The organism is Methylobacterium sp. P1-11, from assembly GCF_008329595.1.
Taxonomy (GTDB): Bacteria; Pseudomonadota; Alphaproteobacteria; order Rhizobiales; family Beijerinckiaceae; genus Methylobacterium.
The window spans coordinates 114,734-128,619 of the sequence record NZ_NPKS01000007.1; the positions used below are offsets into that span (position 1 = coordinate 114,734).

Genomic DNA, 13,886 nt, shown 5'->3' on the forward strand with positions numbered 1-13,886 from the left:
GATCGGGACCACTGCCGGTATCGAAGTTGCTGTTCTGCGCTGCGGAATGACTTCGTCTTGAGCGTTTGACCGGCGCCCCGGGGCCGTGCCATCAAAACGGCCCCGGGCGAGACTCGGCTGCGGTCCCCGCCAGGGCATCGCAGGCCGGACCGCCTCAGACAGGGGAGGATCACGGTGCGCGGCATCGATCTGGGCCAGCGGCTCGGGAGCGCCTGTCCGGTGCAGGGCCAAGCGGCGGGGAGCGTGCGGTGAGCGACGGTCCCGAACAGATCTCGGGCGGGCGCCTGCCCGAGGCTCTGCGCGGCCGGCTCGCCCTGCCGGTGATCTGCGCGCCGATGTTCATCGTCTCCGGGCCGGAGCTGGTGATCGCCCAGTGCCTTGCCGGTGTGGTCGGCTCGTTTCCGGCGCTGAACGCACGGCCGGCCGACCTGCTGGACCAGTGGCTCACCCGGATCACCCGCACACTGGCCGAGGCCCGGGCGGCGGATCCCGCGCGAAAGATCGCGCCCTTCGCGGTGAACCAGATCGTCCACGCCTCCAACGACCGGCTGGCGCGGGATGTCGAGGCTTGCGTCCGGCACCAAGTGCCGATCATCATCACCTCGCTGCGGGCGCCGGACGCGGTAATCCGCCCGGTCCACGCCTATGGCGGCGTCGTGTTCCACGACGTCACCACCGTGCGCCACGCCGAGAAGGCCCTAGAGGCGGGGGTCGACGGTCTGATCCTGGTCTGTGCCGGCGCGGGCGGGCATGCGGGGACCCTGAGCCCCTTCGCCCTCGTCGGTGAGATCCGGCGGTTCTACGACGGGCCGCTGATCCTGTCGGGGGCGATCACCTCGGGCTCGGCGATCCTGGCGGCCCAGGCCATGGGCGCCGACCTCGCCTATATGGGCACCCGGTTCATCGCCACCCGCGAGGCAAACGCAGTTCCCGCCTACAAGGACATGATCGCCGGCAGCGCGGCGGCCGACATCGTCTACACCCCCTACTTCACGGGCGTCCCAGGCAACTACCTGACGCCCAGCATCCGCGCCGCCGGGCTCGATCCCGACGCGCTGCCCGTCCGCGACAAGACCGCGATGAACTTCGGCAGCGCCAGCGTGAAGGCGTGGCGGGACGTCTGGGGCGCTGGTCAGGGGGTCGGCACCATCGCGGATGCGCCCGCCACCGCTGACCTCGTGGCCCGGCTCGCCCGGGAATACGCGGCGGCTCGGGCGCGGATCGCCGGCCTGTCGGCGGATTTCGCCTGCGAGACCGCCCGGTGAGCATCCGCGTCGCCGATCCGGAGCCCGGGATCCGGCTCGTCACCATCGACCGGCCGGAGCGGCGCAACGCCCTCGACCGGGCGACCTATGCGACCCTGACCGCCGCCTTCGAGACGGCGGGCCGAGACGCGAGCGTGCGCGCCCTGGTGCTCACTGGCGCGGGCGACTGCTTCACCGCCGGCAACGACCTCAAGGATTTCCAGGATGTCGAGACCGGCGGCGCCAGCCCCGGCCTGACTTTCCTCAGAACCCTACGCGCCTGCCCGATTCCGGTCCTGGCGGCCGTGGAGGGCCACGCGGTCGGCATCGGCACGACGCTGCTGCTCCACTGCGACCTCGCCTATGCGGGTGGGGGCGCCCGTTTCCGCCTGCCCTTCACGGCTTTGGGTCTCAGCCCGGAGGGCGGATCGAGCTACCTGCTGCCCCTGGTGGCGGGCGCGAAGCGCGCGGCCGAGTTGCTGATGCTCGGAGAACCCTTCACGGCGGAGGAGGCGGCCGCAGCCGGCCTCGTCAACGCCGCCGTCCCGGCGGGGACAGCGCTGGAGATCGCGCTCGCCAAGGCGCGCGCGCTCGCCGCCCTGCCCCGGACCTCGATCGCCGCCACCAAGCAGGCCCTCCGGCGCGGCTACGACGACAGCGTCGCACGCGCCCTCGACGCGGAGGCGGAGGTCTTCCACGCCCTCCGCCGCGGCCCGGAGGCACAGGCGGCCTTCGCGGCGTTCCTGCGCCGATGAGCGCGCGGATGGAGACGGACGCGACCCTTCTGGCCGAGCCCGACGCTGCCGGGTCCAGCGCGAAGGAGGACCGCCACTTCGTCACGGCGCTGGCCCGGGGGCTGTCGGTGCTGGCCTGTTTCGGGCCAGGGCGCACGAGCCTCGCCAACCACGACATCGCGGAGGCCTGCGGGCTGCCGCGCTCCACCGTGTCGCGGCTCACCTACACGCTGACCAAGCTCGGCTACCTGCAGCACGTGCCCGAACTCGGCCGCTACCGGCTCGGCACCGCCACCATCGCCCTCAGCTCGGCCGCTCTGGGCGGACTCGACGTGCGCGCCATCGCCCGGCCGGCGCTGCGCGCCGTCGCGGAGGCGGCCAACGCCTCTGTGGGACTCGGGGTGCGCGACCGGCTCAGCATGCGCTACGTCGACTGCCAGCGCGGCCCGGCGGCGATCTCGCTCAACCTGGATACCGGCTCGCGCATCTCGCTGGCCCGCAGCGCCATGGGCCGCGCCTACGTGGCGGTCTGCCCGGACCGGGAGCGCGCGGGCATCTACGAGGATCTGAAGGCGCTGGATCCCGTGGCCTGGCCCGCGCTGCGCGCCGGCCTCGACCGGGCGGTGGAGGAGCACCGGGAACTCGGCTGCTGCACCTCGTTCGGCGAGTGGCAGGAGACGGTCTGCGCCATCGCGGTGGGATTCCATCCCGGTGGCGGCCTGCCGCCCATGTCGGTCAATTGCGGCGCCCCCGCCGTCATCACCGACGCGCGCTTCCTCATGGAGGTAGCGCGTCCCAAGCTCATCGAAGCCGTACGCAGCCTCGACGGCGTGATGGGAGCCTGAGGACCTTTCGCGATGGATGCCGTTGCCGACCTGCCCCTGTCCGGGATCCGCGTCCTCGATCTGTCCCGGGTGCTCGCCGGGCCCTGGTGCGCGCAGGTGCTGGGCGATCTCGGCGCCGACGTGATCAAGGTCGAACACCCGGAGCGCGGCGACGACACCCGCGACTGGGGCGTGCCGACGAGCCCCGGCAACACCTCGTATTTCGACAGCGTGAACCGCAACAAGCGCTCGATCGGCGTCGACCTCGCCACGCCGGAGGGGCTGGCGATCGTGAGGGCTCTGGCCCGCGACAGCGACGTGCTGGTGCAGAACTTCAAGACCGGTGGGGCCGAGAAGCTCGGCCTCGGCTACGCGGCGCTCGCGGCGGAGAATCCCGGCCTGATCTACTGCTCGATCGCCGGCTACAGCTCGGACGGCTCGGAGGCCGGCCGGCCGGGCTACGACCTCGTGGTCCAGGGCGAATCCGGCGTGATGGCCCTCAACGGCGAGGCCGGGGGACCGCCCCTCAAGTTCGGGGTCGCGGCGGTCGACCTGTTCACCGGCCAGTTCGCCGCCCAGGCCGTGCTGGCCGCCCTCTACCAGCGGGAGCGGACCGGGCGCGGCAAGGCGGTCGACCTCGCCCTGTTCGATTGCGGCGTGGCGCTGACCTCCTATTACGGCCTGGAGGCGCTCGCCCGGGGGGTCGATCCGCCCCGCTACGGCAACGCCCATCCGTCGATCGTGCCCTACGGCGTGTTCGAGGCTGGCGACGGGCCGGTGGTGATCACGGTCGGCAACAACGGGCAGTACCGCCGCTTCTGCGAGCAGGTGCTGGAGCGTCCGGACTGGGTCGCCGATCCGCGCTTCGCCACCAACCTCGACCGGTCGCGCAACCGCGCCGCCTTCATCCCGGTCCTGGAGGCCGAACTCGCCAAGTGGGAGCGGGCGCCGCTGATCGCGCGGCTCAGGGCGGCGGGCATCCCCTGCGGCGAGGTGATGGGCCTGCGCGAGGCGCTCACCTGTGACCGGGCCCGGGAGGCCGGGCTGGTGGTCGCGGCGCCCGAGAACGCCCACGTCATCGCCCCACCCTACCGGCTCGACGGCCGCCGGCTGCCGGTGCGGCGCATGCCGCCGGGCCTCGGGGATTCGAGCGCCGAGATCCTGGCGGAACAGCTGGAGTATCCGCAAGACGCGCGCGACGCGCTGCGGGCCAAGGGCGTGGTCCGGTAGGAAGGCCGTCGCCGGCCGTCGCGTGCCGTGGGCTGTACGGCGCGGCTCAGGGACAGCCGACATCCGCGCCGCGGGCTAGCGCAGCACGCCCTCGGCGAGGGCCCGCTGGATGCCCCGGACATCCGCACCCTTCTTCAAGGTCCGCTGGATCGGCTCCGCCGCGCCCGAGACCCAGATCTTCAACTCGGCGTCGAGGTCGAACGTGCCGGCGGTCTCGACCGAGAAGCGCACGATCGCGCGGTACGGCACCGACAGGAACTCGACCTTGCTGCCGGTCACGCCCTGGACGTCGATCAGGATGACGCGGCGCTCGGTGAACACGAACACGTCGCGGATGATCTTGAAGGCGAGCCGCGCCGTCTCGCCTTCGATCAGGATGCCGTCGAGCCGGCGCTCCAGGGAGGCCGCGTCGACCGGCGAGCCGTGTCCGAGCAATCCGTCCAGAAGGCCCATGGCCGATCATCTCGTGCTGGTCCGCGTGGATGCGGACCATGCCGCCTGACCGTCGGCACGGCAACCGCCGGGCGCGATCCGACACCCCGCCCCACTCGCGAGCCCGATCGCGCGCAGCAATGCCCGGCGCCGCGCCCGCCGTCACGCGCAGGTCGCGGCGTCCGACGGCCTCTCGGAGCGACACCGTGCGTCGAAGCTCCGCGCGAGCTGGGCGAGGCTGACGGAACCGAGCCGCGCGACCAGGAGGGTCTCGGCCTCGCGCAGTGTGTCCTCGACCGCCGCGTTGACGACCTGCTCGACGGCGCACGCCGGGTTCGCGCGATCGCTGCCGATCGCGAAGATGCGGGGCCGCCGACCGAGCGGTGGACGTCGAGCAGCGAGACCGCGTTCAGGTCCGCCGCGATGGTCCATCCGCCGCCGTGCCCCTTCTCCGATTTCACGTAGCCCGCGGTTCTGAGCCCGGCCATCGTCCGACGGACGACCACGGGGTTCGTCCCGAGCATCCGCCCGATCGCCTCGGACGTCATCGGTCCGTCGTGGCGCGCCATGTGAAGCAGCACATGGAGTGTTCGGGAGAGGCGGCTGTCGGTGCGCACCCTTTGATCCACCACACCCGGCCCGGGATCGGTAACCGTGCCGCATCACGATACTTAAAAAGTTACGTGATGGAGCGGAGCCGAAGCGGTGCGCGAGTTCGAGAACCCAGCTCGGTGGGACAAGGTCGCCGAGCACTACGAGACGACCGCCCACCCGTTCACGGCACGCTTCGCCGAGGCGGCGCTCGCGCGGGTGCCGCTGACCGGGAGCAGCCGCATCCTCGACGTCGCGGCGGGCACCGGTGCCCTCGCGCTGGCCGCGGCGCGGACGGGGGCGCAGGTCCTCGCGGTCGATTTCTCGCCCGGCATGGTCGCGCGCATCGCCGGGGCGGGCCTGCCCAATTTAGCCGCGCGGGTCATGGACGGCCAAGCCCTCGCCCTGCCCGACGGCGGTTTCGACGCGGTGTTCTCGATCTTCGGGGTGATCATGTTCCCCGACTGGCGAAAGGGCCTCGCCGAGATGGCGCGCGTGACGCGGCCTGGGGACGGGGCGTCGTCGCGACGTGGCCGGACCAGGGCGCGGCGACGTTCCTGCTGCTCGGCGAGATCCGCCGTCGGTTGTTCCCCGGGCGCGCGAGCCGGGCGATGCCCGAAGGGGTGCGGGCGCTCGGCGATCCGGCCGGGTTCACCCGGGAACTGGTCGCGGTCGGGTACGAAGCCCCCGGATCTACCGGGTGACCTTCGACTACGTGCTCGACGTCGCCCTGCTCGACGACCCCGACACGGTGTTCGGCCTGTCGCCGGACTGGGCCGACCTGAGCGCGGACGACCGGGCCGCGGTGATCGCGGAGGCGCGGCGCTTGGCGGCCGGTCGACCCGTCCTGCCGATTCCCTCCACCGCCCTGATCGCCGTCGCGGAGCGCTGAGCGCCGCTTCGGCGCGAGATCCCGCGCCTCAGCCGGACGCGGGCGCGCCCGCCAGCCGCGCCCGCGCGTCGTCCAGAACGCGGGTCAGGGCCGCGTCCCACGAGACCCGCGGCTGCCAGCCGGTGGCGGCGTGGAGGCGGCGGGCATCGCCCGCGGCCAGGGGAATCTCGGTCGGCCGCACCCGCTCCGGGGCGACGCGGATCTCGAACGGCACCCGGGCCCTGGCGCGCAGGTCCTCGAGCACGCTGGCGACCGTCCGCGGCTGACCGGAGCTGATGTTGAACACGCTGCCGTCCGCCAGCGATTCCGCCCGGCCGATCAGGTCGGCGTAGGCGCTCGCCACGTCGGCGACGTCGAGGAAGTCGCGGTGGGAGGAGAGATTGCCGACCTCCAGGCAGGGCGGCACGAGGCCGGCCTCGATCCGGGCGATCTGGCCCGCGAAGGAGGCAACGACGAAGCGCTCGTCCTGGCCGGGACCGATATGGTTGAACGGCCGCAGCACGACGAGCTTCACGCCGATCCGGGGCAGCAGGTCGCGGAGCAGCTGCTCGCCCACCCATTTCGACCGGGCGTAGGTGTTGCGCGGGAGGGGCTCGACCGCCTCGCTGAGGGCGTGGCCAGCGAGGAACGCGCTGCCGTAGACCTCGCCGGAACTCACGAAGAAGAAGGTGCAGCCCGGCACCGCCTCCACGGCCGCAACGAGGTTCATCAGGCCGTTGACGTTCACCCGCCACGTCTGGCCTGGGCCGCTCGCGGAATCCGCCACCGAGGCGAGGCCCGCCAGGTGGAGGATCGCGGTCGGCCGGAACCGTGCCACGAAGCCGCCGAGCGCGAGTTCGTCGAGGAGGTCGATCGCCGCGTAGGTGACTCCCTCCGGCAGCCGCGGCGAGCGCCCCCGCCCGATCCCGGCCACGCGATCGCCCGCCCGCGCCGCCGAGTCCGCCAGGAGCGGCAGGACGTGGCCGCCGACGAATCCGGCCGCGCCGGTGACGAGGATGCGCCGCGCGACCGGGCCGCCGGATCCGTGGGGAGAGGGCGCGCTCATGGCGCGATCCGGGCGGGGGCCGTCACCTAGCCTCGGTTCCGGGTTCCCCAGCGCACGCCCATGCTGCCCTGGCCGGCGCCCGGCGAGCTGCCGGCATCGGCGCCGATGGCCGGACCGGAAGCCGTCTTCGGCCGGTGCTGAGAGCCGGCCGCCAGGGGCTTCGATGCCAGCGTGTCGGGCACCTCGGACAGCCGCTCCTCGTCGCGCTCCGTGGCGAACTGCCCCGCCTTGCGGAACGTCCACAGATAGCCCGGTACCACTGCCTCCGCGGCGGTCGGCGTGATCCCGATCCCCTCGAAGGTCCGGCCCTCGGCCTTGGCGGCCTCCGAGACGATGTTGTCGTTCTGGAGCAGGATCACCTGATCCCGCGTCAGCTTCAGCGTGTCGGGCAGTAGCCCGAAAGTCAGGGTATCGGCGATCTCGAGAATGCGGGCCTGGAGTTTGGCCGCGGGCACGGGCAGATCCACGACCGCGCGCTTCCGCCGGATCGTCTTCAGCATGTAGCGGACGAAATGCTCCAGCGTGCCCACCTCCGGGCCGCCGAGTTCATAGACCTTGCCGGGCGCCACGGTGCCGTCGACGGCGCGGGCGATCGCCTCGGCGATATCACCCACGAAAGCCGGCTGGAAGCGCGACTGGCCGCCGGCGAGCGGCAACACCGGAAGCGCCCGTGCAAGGCTGGCGAAGCGGTTGAAGAAGCTGTCGCCGGGCCCGAAGATCAGCGACGGTCGGAACACGACCGCGTCCGGGCAGGCGGCGAAGACCCGCGCCTCGCCCTCCGCCTTGGTGCGCGCATAGACCGATGGAGAGGCCGGATCCGCCCCGATCGCCGAGACGTGGATCATCCGGGCGCCCTGGCGTGCCGCGGCGCGGGCGATCGCGTCCGCGCCGTCGACCTGCAGCCGCGCGAAGCTCTGGGAACCGGTCTCCTGCAGGATGCCGACGAGGTTGATCAGCACGTCCGACCGCTCGGCAGCCCGCGCCACCGAATCCGGGTAGCGCAGGTTGGCCTGCACGGCGACGATCTGATTGACCTTCCCCAGTGGCTGCAGGAACAGCGCGAGGTCCGGCCGTCGCACCGCGACGCGGATCCGGTAGCCGCGCTTGGCCAGCGCACGGACCACGTGCCGACCCAGGAAGCCGGAGCCGCCGTAGATCGTCACGAGCTGATCCTGCGGACGCCGGGGACCCGAGGCCGTAGTGGATGCGGACTGCGTCCCGGGACTCGTGTGCGCCGCCGCGGACGCCGTCGTGTTCTCTTGGCCGCTCATCACCGTGGTCTCGAGCTCCTCGCGCGCCGGGGCGCCGTCAAGCGGCCTACTTAGCCTAACTTCGTTGGGAAGGGAGCCGCCGATTGCGCCGTTGCGCCATTCCGGTGAACAGCGCGGGGCCGATGACCGGGCTGCCGGTCGACGGGACGCTGGAACGGGTGAGCCAGCCGTGCATTCTTCCCCACCATGCGGGCGTGCCGAAGCGCGCGGCTGGGACGCGCCGGGGACTTCGATGATTGTAGGGATGCTGATTTCCGCGGCGATCGCGGTGTTCGGTTTGCTGGTTGCGTTGGGGTTCGTCGGCCACCCGATCGACGCGCAGCTCATCAGCAACTACGGCTGGAGCATCCTGATCATCGGCGTCGCGCTGTTCGTGCTGTTTGCCTGGGCCCGCTACAGCCGGGCTCGCCGGCAGCGCTCCGCCTGAGCGCCGGCTCAGGCGACCTTGATCCGTCGGCGCATCTCCCGCGCCATGGCCGGACGGCCGTTCTGCCGGCCGTTGACCGCCCGAGGCACCCCCACGGTAAGGCACTGGCGCTCGCGCGCGATGAACGCGGTCGGCATCTCGGCCTGCATATCGGCCTCCATATCGCGCAACGCCGTGTCGGAATGGGCCGGATGCAGGTGGATGATCCCGAGCGCCTTGACGCCCGCCATCCGGGCCAGCTCCACGCCCTTCTGCCAAGTCGAGTGCCCCCAGCCCCGGCAGGTCGGATACTCGCCGTCGGTGAACATGCCGTCGTAGACCATCAGGTCGGCGTCGGCGACGAAGGCGGCGAGGTCCGGATCCGGCCAGGGATCGCTGTGCTCGATGTCGCTGATCAGGCACAGGCGCTTGCCGGCATGCTCGAACCGGTAGCCCACGGATCCTTGGGGATGGTTCAGCAGGATCGTGGCGACCCGCGTCCCGTCCGGGAAGGCCAGAGTCTGACCCGCCTCGAAGCCGTGGTGGTGAAAGGTGCAGCACAGCTTGTCGAGCGTAACCGGGAAGAGCGGCGGCGCGAACAGCCGGTCGAGGGTCGGGCCGGCCGACTCACCGCCGAGATTGCCGCAATAGGTGTTGATCACCCGGTCGGAATCGAGAACCGCAGGCTTGAAGAAGGGAAGCCCCGCGGTGTGGTCGAGATGCAGGTGGCTGAACAGGAGGTCGACTTCCTGCGGGAGGTCGGTCCGGTGACCCTGTCCGAGATTGTAGATGCCCGAGCCCGCGTCGACGATGAACATGCGCTGGCCGCACCGCACCTCGATGCACGGCGTGCTGCCGCCGAACTCCGCGTATTGCGGGCCGCTGACGGGCGTCGAGCCGCGGACACCCCAGAAGCGGAGTACGAGGTCCTGGTCGGCCGCCAGGATGGTCGGCTCGGAACTGTTCGACATGGCGATCACGAATCCGCGGACAGTCGGTCCCGATCGGTTATGATCGAAACCCCGTCGCCGTTCCGGGAAGGTAGCTTTGAATACGGCAGGCCGACGGAGCAGGTGTACCGCTCATCCCCTGCCGTATCATGAATTGGTGTGCCGCAGGCGGTCGTGATGTGCGTCCGCGCACACGCACGGGCCGCTGCGCAGGGCGGTCGCATGCTCAGAGGGGCTCCGCGGAGGCCAGGAGGCCGGCCGGCGATCCGGTCGGAATCGGCCTGCCGGCGGCCGATCCTGCGAGTCCCGCGGCCAGCCACGACGGAAGTGCGTCGCTGTAGCGCGTCGCCAGCGGCGCGGCCAGCGCCCCGAACGGGTCGGGGGCGCGTTCGTAGACCGGGACGAAACCCGCCATCTGCCGCGGCGACAGACCCGATTCGGGCGCGGCCCAGGCTGCCCAGACCGTGTCGGGGACCGGGCGATGGGCGCGATGGCCCGGCACGATCACCACTTCCTGCCCAGCGAAGGCCAGGGCTTCCGGCCGGCTGATGTCACCAACCGCTCCGCCCCGGGCCGTGTAGGCCGCCCAGAAGACGTTCTGCCCGCCGTCGGAATAGGTGGTGCGCACGGCGGGCTCACCCGCCTCGGCGAGCGCCGTCATCCGAGCCTCCTCGACTGCCCGGCGGGTGGTGACGGCCGCCTCGACGGCGGGATCGCGCGCGGGCGCGAAGGCGTATCGGCCGGAGACCACCGAGACCTGCAGCTCCTCCCGGCTCGCCTCGAACCGGTCGGAGCCCGCTTTCAGTTCCCGCCAGAAGGCGATGTTGGGGTCGGCCCTGTGGCGGGCCATGTTCTCGGCGGTCATCCGGAACGGATAAGACTGGAACTGGAAGGCCGCCTGACCACCGTTCAGCGCGTCGCGGGCGATGGCGTAGATCTCGCCGACCGTGCCGTTGGTCATGGCGAAGCAACCCATGGACGAGCAGATCCCGTGCACCATCACGGCGGAGCCGGTGCCGCCATGGGCCCGGTCGTAGGCGTTGGGATAGCCGACGTCGAACGAGAGGTAGTAGTGCGAGTTCGGGTTCATCTGGCGCCGGGGCACCGTGTAGAACCCCTCCGGCGTCTGCCGGTCGCCGCTCTTGCGCTTGGGCCCGAGCTGGCCGGACCAGCGGCAGATCGGGAAGGTCTTGATGTAGACGTAGCCCGCGGGCCCCTTCTTCCAGACCTCGATCTCCGATTCCTTCTTGTAGGCCCGGAACAGGACCGGCGAGGCGGCCGTCACGCCCTTCTGCGCCATCAGGGCGAGGGTCGCGGCCGGAATCGGCGCCTCGGCCTTGCCCGCCTGTGCGGCGGCCGGTCCGGCGAGGGCCAGCAGAACGAGGCCGGCGGCGAGAGGAGTCGAGTTCGACAGGGTCATGAACCGTCCGCGCTGGATCGGCCGGGATGGCTGCCGGACGGGCGCGGCCCCCCGCCGTGATGGATTATTGCGGCGGCCGTGAGGCTGCGCGCCCGCTCGGCCCGGCGCCGCCCGGTTCGCTTCGGTGCGATCGCGAGGACGACGGCGCAGCCGGATCGCTGACGGTCTTCCTGTCAGGCCGCCGGCGCGGGCTCCCGCTCGGCGGCCATCGGCATGGGCGCGACCACCGCGCTGTTCTCCACGGCGATCACAGCGTCGAACGGCTCGGCGCCCTCCACGAGACCTGTCTCGGGCAGGCAGACGATGAGGCCGCGCCCGTCCAGCGCCTGCCGCAGCTGGGCGAGGCGCTCGCGGGCGCCCTCGGCCTTCCGCTCATCCATCACGACTGCCACCACGAGGATGTCGGGATCCCGGGCGAGGCAACGGCTCAGCTCGATCGCCACCCGTTCGCGGGCATTGATCGCGCCATCCGCCAGCGCTCCGGTGCTGGGCTGGCTCTCGACCTTGCTGTCGAGGCCGAGACCGTAGACCGAGGCCTCGAGGCCCTCGTCGGCGAGAACCCGGCGCACCAGTTCCCGCACCCTCGGCTCCGCATTGGCCTCGCCGAGGCTGATCCGGCCGAACAGGAGGTTCTCCTCCAGGCTCGCCGCCGGATTGACCCGCGACGGATCGTGGAACTCCACCGCGCCGGCGAGGTGCGGCGGCATCATGCGCGCGAACGACCACCGCGCCTGGACGAGGCGCTCCTGGAACGCCCCGTCGATCAGGCCGAAGCGGTGGCGGGATTCGTTGTAGCGCAGCGCCAGGCCGATCAGCCGCGTGCGGTCGCGCTGGCCCGCCGGTCCCCGGCGCAGGCTCGCCGCGTCGGGCAGGCGCACCACGAGATCCTCGAAATAGCCCCGCTCGGCGGCCTGGAACAGCGAGTAGGCGTCGAACAGTGGATGGTCGTTCGGCAGGTCGGCGAAGATCTCCACCGTGCTGCGGGCCACCGACAGGCCGATCTCGGTGAGCGGGCGAACCAACCCCTCGGCCTCCAGAACGGCCCGCAGGTAGGGGTGACGCGCGAAGCGCAGGGGCGTGAAGGCGCTGCCCACCGGCTCACCGAACAGAATGTTCTCGCCGATGCTCGCCTGGTTGTTGTAGCGGTTCGGATCGAACGGCTCGACGAGGCGCTCGGCGCCCTTGGCGGCCAGCGCCACCCGCATGGTCCGGCGCGCGGCGACGATCGCAGCGGCGAGCCGCGGCTGGGCGGCCGGATCGAGCCGTCCGGTCAGCCCGCGGGCATACACGAAGCCGTCGAGCCCGGTGAGCCGGCTGATGCCGATCAGCGCGATGTCGTCGGGCGCGTTCGCCGGATCGGTGCCGTAGAGCAGGTTCTGCCGGAGAGAGCCCTCCATCAGGATCGCCTCCCCCGACGCGAAGGCGATGCGCCGGGCGCGCTCCGCGGCGTCGAGGTCGCGCAGGTCTGTGCCCGCATAAGTCACGGCTCCGGCGGTCGGCTCGACCTGCCCCGCCAGCACCGCTGCCAGCGCGCGGGCGCCGCTGCCGCGGCTGCCCGTGATCGCCACGTGGCCCGGCATCGTCACGGCTACGTCGACGCCGGTCAGGCGCTCGCCCGTGGCCGGGTCGAAGGCGCCGACACCCTGGGTGGCCAGGATCCCGGACCGGGGCAGCGGCAATGCCGCCGCACCGGTCCGGGCTGCCCGTGCGCGCCGACCCTCGAGGGCCGCGATGATGCGGGCGAGGTCGCGCAGGCGCGCGCGGACCGACCTACGGACCATCCAGAGTCGCGCGCAGATCGCGGCGAGCCAGCCGGCGAGGCCGAAGGCGCCCACGGCCGCCAGGAGCGCGGCCGGATCCACCGGGGCAGCAGGAGGCTGGCCCGGCCCGGAGCGCCAGAGCGCCGTTCCGGCGGCGATGGCCGGCAGGATCACCGCGAGCGCAAGGGCCGGCGCCCTGGCATAGGCCAGTCGCGCCTCGGCCCGACCGACATTGGTTCGCATCACGGCGACGCGGGCCGCGATACGCCTGCGCTCGATCGCCGCCGCCCCGTGGTTGCGCACGGCGGGCAGCCGGCGCACGAGGTCGTTCAGGTTCTCCTCCGCCCGCACGCTTGAGCGCAGGCGCAACTCCTGCCGGTCGCGTGCCCGTTCGAGCACCAATCCGTAGGCGAGGCCGATCGCCGCCAGGCCGATCACCGCGGCCGGGATCAGGCGGGGGGCGGCCAGGGCCGCGAAGCCGAGGGCGAGGATCAGCGCCGCGAGGGTCATCGCCGGCAGGACGATGCCGGCGGCGAGCAGGCGGTCGGCCCGGGCCAGCACCTCGCCGACGATCCGGGCGAGGCTGCGCGCCTCGTCCCGGGCCCCCGCCGGCGCCTCGAGGATCGCCTGCAGCACGCCCTCGCGGACGGCGTCTCCGGCCTTGTTCTGTGCCTTGAAACAAAGGCGCGCCACGCACCAGCCGAGTCCCGCCAGCGCCAGGGCGCAGACGGCGATGCACAGGAAGGCCGTGAGTTCGAGTTCGGCCGGGCGCATCGGGATGCCGGGTGCCAGCACCAGCTCGCGCCCCGGGAGCGCCACCGCCACGCGCAGGAAGGGCAGCACGGGCGCGTCGTCGCGCGGCAGGATGGCGATCAGGTCGCGCAGGCACAGGAGCGCGAGCGCGCTGAGCGGCGCGCCGATCCCGACCGCGAGGGCCGCCGCGGTGGCGTGCTGAGGCCGCGCGGCACGCCACGTCAGGACGAGAGGATCGGATTCCATGCGTCTCCGGACAGGAACGGGCGTCTCAACCGTCGCGGGGAATAGGCGTTCGCGCCGGTCACGGGAAGTGTCGCCGGCATTCATGGTC

12 protein-coding genes and 2 pseudogenes are annotated in these 13,886 nt (G+C 72.2%); 7 read left to right on the forward strand and 7 right to left on the reverse strand.

Going from position 1 to position 13,886, the window contains the following annotated elements:
- Positions 1-248: 248 nt before the first annotated feature.
- The 4 genes from CIW48_RS09475 to CIW48_RS09490 are packed head-to-tail and all read left to right on the forward strand — an operon-like array spanning position 249 to position 4,032.
- Complete coding sequence (locus CIW48_RS09475) at positions 249-1,265, forward strand: nitronate monooxygenase family protein (protein ID WP_149310575.1); 1,017 nt, start codon at positions 249-251, stop codon at positions 1,263-1,265.
- Positions 1,262-1,999: an enoyl-CoA hydratase-related protein gene (locus tag CIW48_RS09480; RefSeq protein WP_149310576.1), complete on the forward strand. Its 738-nt coding sequence runs from the start codon at positions 1,262-1,264 to the stop codon at positions 1,997-1,999. Before CIW48_RS09475 ends, CIW48_RS09480 begins: the two co-directional genes overlap by 4 nt.
- Positions 2,000-2,007: 8 nt before the next feature.
- Positions 2,008-2,823, forward strand: a complete 816-nt coding sequence (locus CIW48_RS09485; RefSeq protein WP_149310577.1) for an IclR family transcriptional regulator — start codon at positions 2,008-2,010, stop codon at positions 2,821-2,823.
- Between the two features lie 12 nt (positions 2,824-2,835).
- The gene (locus tag CIW48_RS09490) at positions 2,836-4,032 is read left to right on the forward strand and encodes a CaiB/BaiF CoA-transferase family protein (protein ID WP_149310578.1); all 1,197 of its coding nucleotides are present in this window, start codon (positions 2,836-2,838) and stop codon (positions 4,030-4,032) included.
- 75 nt (positions 4,033-4,107) lie between these two features.
- On the opposite strand, the gene CIW48_RS09495 is transcribed toward CIW48_RS09490, so the two are convergent.
- Together CIW48_RS09495 and CIW48_RS09500 are read right to left on the reverse strand one after the other, a co-directional pair.
- Positions 4,108-4,485, reverse strand: coding sequence for a PH domain-containing protein (locus CIW48_RS09495; protein ID WP_149310579.1), 378 nt, complete (start codon positions 4,483-4,485; stop codon positions 4,108-4,110).
- 141 nt (positions 4,486-4,626) lie between these two features.
- Positions 4,627-5,081: pseudogene (locus CIW48_RS09500) on the reverse strand (Rrf2 family transcriptional regulator).
- A 193-nt stretch (positions 5,082-5,274) separates the two neighbouring features.
- Here CIW48_RS09500 and CIW48_RS33865 point away from each other — a divergent pair.
- Both CIW48_RS33865 and CIW48_RS33870 read left to right on the forward strand, forming a co-directional pair.
- A pseudogene (locus CIW48_RS33865) lies at positions 5,275-5,511 on the forward strand (class I SAM-dependent methyltransferase); the annotation flags it as partial.
- Positions 5,512-5,755: 244 nt separating this feature from the next.
- A complete protein-coding gene (locus CIW48_RS33870; RefSeq protein WP_246695184.1) occupies positions 5,756-5,947 on the forward strand; it encodes a hypothetical protein in 192 nt (63 codons plus the stop codon).
- Between the two features lie 28 nt (positions 5,948-5,975).
- Here CIW48_RS33870 and CIW48_RS09510 read toward each other — a convergent pair whose 3' ends face one another.
- Positions 5,976-6,992, reverse strand: a complete 1,017-nt coding sequence (locus CIW48_RS09510; RefSeq protein ID WP_149310580.1) for a GDP-mannose 4,6-dehydratase — start codon at positions 6,990-6,992, stop codon at positions 5,976-5,978.
- 26 nt (positions 6,993-7,018) lie between these two features.
- The gene (locus CIW48_RS09515) at positions 7,019-8,263 is read right to left on the reverse strand and encodes a complex I NDUFA9 subunit family protein (protein ID WP_149310581.1); all 1,245 of its coding nucleotides are present in this window, start codon (positions 8,261-8,263) and stop codon (positions 7,019-7,021) included.
- Between the two features lie 244 nt (positions 8,264-8,507).
- Between CIW48_RS09515 and CIW48_RS09520 the strand changes: the two genes are divergently transcribed.
- The gene (locus CIW48_RS09520; protein ID WP_244514041.1) at positions 8,508-8,690 is read left to right on the forward strand and encodes a hypothetical protein; all 183 of its coding nucleotides are present in this window, start codon (positions 8,508-8,510) and stop codon (positions 8,688-8,690) included.
- A gap of 8 nt (positions 8,691-8,698) precedes the next feature.
- Here the strand turns inward: CIW48_RS09520 and CIW48_RS09525 are convergent, their stop codons facing one another.
- From CIW48_RS09525 to CIW48_RS09535, 3 genes are all read right to left on the reverse strand, one after another.
- Positions 8,699-9,640 (reverse strand): MBL fold metallo-hydrolase, encoded by a 942-nt coding sequence (locus CIW48_RS09525; RefSeq protein ID WP_149310582.1) that lies wholly within the window; start codon positions 9,638-9,640, stop codon positions 8,699-8,701.
- Between the two features lie 205 nt (positions 9,641-9,845).
- Positions 9,846-11,039, reverse strand: a complete 1,194-nt coding sequence (locus CIW48_RS09530; protein WP_149310583.1) for a murein L,D-transpeptidase family protein — start codon at positions 11,037-11,039, stop codon at positions 9,846-9,848.
- 173 nt (positions 11,040-11,212) lie between these two features.
- On the reverse strand, positions 11,213-13,798 hold the full coding sequence (locus CIW48_RS09535) for an ABC transporter ATP-binding protein (protein WP_149310584.1): 2,586 nt from the start codon (positions 13,796-13,798) through the stop codon (positions 11,213-11,215).
- Positions 13,799-13,886 lie beyond the last annotated feature (88 nt).

Excerpts from the sequence above, each read along its gene's own strand:
- CIW48_RS09485 (WP_149310577.1), top strand. The coding sequence starts at position 2,008 with ATGGAGACGGACGCGACCCTTCTGGCCGAGCCCGACGCTGCCGGGTCC.
- CIW48_RS09490 (WP_149310578.1), top strand. The coding sequence starts at position 2,836 with ATGGATGCCGTTGCCGACCTGCCCCTGTCCGGGATCCGCGTCCTCGAT.
- CIW48_RS09495 (WP_149310579.1), bottom strand. The coding sequence starts at position 4,485 with ATGGGCCTTCTGGACGGATTGCTCGGACACGGCTCGCCGGTCGACGCG.
- CIW48_RS09510 (WP_149310580.1), bottom strand. The coding sequence starts at position 6,992 with ATGAGCGCGCCCTCTCCCCACGGATCCGGCGGCCCGGTCGCGCGGCGC.
- CIW48_RS09515 (WP_149310581.1), bottom strand. The coding sequence starts at position 8,263 with ATGAGCGGCCAAGAGAACACGACGGCGTCCGCGGCGGCGCACACGAGT.
- CIW48_RS09520 (WP_244514041.1), top strand. The coding sequence starts at position 8,508 with ATGCTGATTTCCGCGGCGATCGCGGTGTTCGGTTTGCTGGTTGCGTTG.
- CIW48_RS09525 (WP_149310582.1), bottom strand. The coding sequence starts at position 9,640 with ATGTCGAACAGTTCCGAGCCGACCATCCTGGCGGCCGACCAGGACCTC.
- CIW48_RS09530 (WP_149310583.1), bottom strand. The coding sequence starts at position 11,039 with ATGACCCTGTCGAACTCGACTCCTCTCGCCGCCGGCCTCGTTCTGCTG.
- CIW48_RS09535 (WP_149310584.1), bottom strand. The coding sequence starts at position 13,798 with ATGGAATCCGATCCTCTCGTCCTGACGTGGCGTGCCGCGCGGCCTCAG.